Raw genomic sequence first — 2,863 nt, 5'->3', positions numbered from 1 at the left:
GTCATATACGCTAAACGTGTTGCTTCGCCTGCAAAAACTTGTTGCCCAACCATTCCATCATCAGTTAAATTCATAGCAAACTTTAACATTTTTATAGAAGTTGGTGATTTTGCTAAAATTTCTTGCGCCCATTCATAGGCTGTATTTTCCAATTCATCATGCGGAATAACTGCATTTACCATTCCCATTTCAAAAGCTTCTTGAGCAGAATAATTTCTTCCTAAGAAAAATATTTCACGTGCTTTTTTTTGTCCTACCATTTTAGCTAAATAAGCAGAACCATAGCCACCATCAAAACTTGTAACATCAGCATCGGTTTGTTTAAAAATGGCATGTTCTTTACTTGCCAAAGTTAAATCGCATACTACATGTAAACTATGTCCGCCACCAACTGCCCAGCCAGGAACTACAGCAATAACTGCTTTAGGCATAAAACGAATTAACCGTTGCACATCTAATATATTTAATCTGTGATAATTATCTTCACCTACATAACCTTGGTGTCCGCGGGCACGTTGATCTCCTCCACTACAAAAACTATAAACTCCATCTTTAGTACTAGGTCCTTCAGCGCTTAATAACACCACGCCAATATTTAAATCTTCTTGTGCATCATGAAAAGCTTCTAGCAATTCACTAGTTGTTTTTGGTCTAAATGCATTTCTAACATTTGGCCTGTTAAAAGCAATCCTAGCAACACCATTACATTTTTTGTATGTTATATCTTCAAATTCCTTAACAGTTTTCCAGTTTATTTGATCCATTTTATTTAAATTAGACCGTAAAAATAATAGATTTAATTAGGAAAAAAAACAATCTCTTAAAACTTAATTATTGCCCTTTGGTTTACAAAAAATATTACTATTAATTTAATTAGTAATTTTGCAAAAGAAATTACGACAAATCAGTTAAATAAAATATGCCCTTATTGAATGAAAATTTTACACGCTAGTTATAATACAAATTCTGAATTACCTCTAAAATTAAAATTTAGTTTTGAGGCTATATTTGATTATTTGGAATCTATTGCATTAGATAAAGATCATTATTTACACTTAACTGCCATTAATTTATTAGAAGAATACCAACAATATCCTGAAATTAGGCATGGTTTTGAAGATCTAACTTTATTGGAAAAATACAAACAAGAAATTAGTAAATTACTGTCTATTCTTTTCCCTGATTTGTTACAAGATAATGAAATAAAAGCCGCAACCATTCCTTTTGAGTTTACAACTTTTAAACTTTCCAGAAGATTTCAGCAAATTCTTGAAGATGCTGGAGAGGATTACAACTTTGAAATTAGAAATTTTGATGATACTAATATGTATATTTTAAGCTGTACATTTATTTTATCATACCATTATAACGTACATATTGATTTTAGAAGGCCTTTCTTTTTTGATATTCCTAATGTAAAAACTGGAATAACAAAACATTATAGAACTCTAATAAATGGTGATTTTTTTAAAGTTTCACCTTTAGAGTCGGCTCCAAAAATTACAGATGAAGATGTTAAATTATTATTAGATAACTTTAATAATATTGATATTTGGAAAGAAAAATTTCCTCCAAACAGTTATCAGTTTACAGGTTTTGGAATGATGAATTTGTTTGATGTTACTCAAGATCAATCTATATCTAATTTAAAAGAAAATTTATTACGTAAAGATGAAAAAGGCTTTGAAGAAATTGAACAAAGTATTTCTAAATTATTTGGATCTACAACTATTCAGTTTGGATTTTCTACGTACTCCATTAGCCAAGAAGGTATTTCATTTTCAAATTTAAAAAAATCAAAAAGCTTTTTAATACCTAATGAATCCGATTGTAAAATTAACAATTTCTTTTGCCAAAATATTATAGAGAACGTTTTTGAAAAAAATGAATTAATTGCCATTTCAGATATTGAAAAATACGGAGCGTTAACTAATTGCAACCAACTTTACAAATCTTTAGAAAAACATGATATTCAGAGTGTTATTTTAGTTCCTTTTAAATTAAAAAAAGATTTATTTGGAATTATGGAACTTGTATCGGTTAATAAATATGAGTTAAACTCTATTAATGCTTATAAATTAAAAGACGTTATTCCGGTTATTAAAATAGCAACAAGACGTTTTATGGAAGAATATGAAACCAAGTTAGAATCCATAATTCAGGAAAACTACACATCTTTACATCCAACTGTAAAATGGAAATTTTACGAAGAAGCAGAAGAATATTTATTTCAACATGAAAATAACCCAACTGATTTTTATAATTTAAAAAATATTGTTTTTGAAAATGTAATTCCATTATATGGTCAAACTGATATTAAAGGATCTTCAGTTGCCAGAAATAATGCTATACAAGATGATTTGGTAAAACAATTAAAATTAGCTGGCAAGGTAATTGAAAAAGCAAATACAATATACAATTTACCAATTTATAACGATTTACTTTTTAGAATTGAAACTTGCTTAAAAAATATTAAAGATGGCTTAAACTCTGGTGATGAAGTAATGTTAACCGACTTTTTAAACAAAGATATTTACCCTGTTTTTAACCATTTAAAAACTGTTGACACAACTTTAAAAGAAGATATTGCCAATTATATGGAGCAAATAGATCCTAAACTTTTAGTAGTTTATGATAAACGTAAAAAATATGAAGATAGCGTTACTATTTTAAATGAAGAATTGGCAAATTTTATAGATCATAAACAAGACGAAGCACAAAAAATGTTTCCTCATTATTTTGAACGCTATAAAACAGATGGAATAGATTACAATATGTACATTGGACAATCATTAGTAAAAAATAACACCTTTAATAAAATTTATTTGTACAATTTAAGGTTATGGCAATTACAAATGATGTG

At 27.9% G+C, this 2,863-nt stretch carries 2 protein-coding genes; one reads left to right on the top strand and one right to left on the bottom strand.

All coding sequences use genetic code 11. The features are described 5' to 3' along the window. Positions 1-764 (bottom strand): 1,4-dihydroxy-2-naphthoyl-CoA synthase (locus tag ABY298_RS15875; RefSeq protein WP_372747021.1); only part of this gene is annotated, 764 nt, incomplete at its 3' end. A gap of 168 nt (positions 765-932) precedes the next feature. Here ABY298_RS15875 and ABY298_RS15870 point away from each other — a divergent pair. Continuing rightward, a partial coding sequence (locus ABY298_RS15870) for a GAF domain-containing protein (RefSeq protein WP_372747020.1) occupies positions 933-2,863 on the top strand: 1,931 nt, incomplete at its 3' end.

The sequence above is a fragment of the Lutibacter sp. genome (assembly GCF_041596795.1).
GTDB lineage: Bacteria > Bacteroidota > Bacteroidia > Flavobacteriales > Flavobacteriaceae > Lutibacter.
The sequence above is the reverse complement of the archived record's forward strand: the minus strand, read 5'-3'. Positions and strand labels throughout refer to the sequence as shown.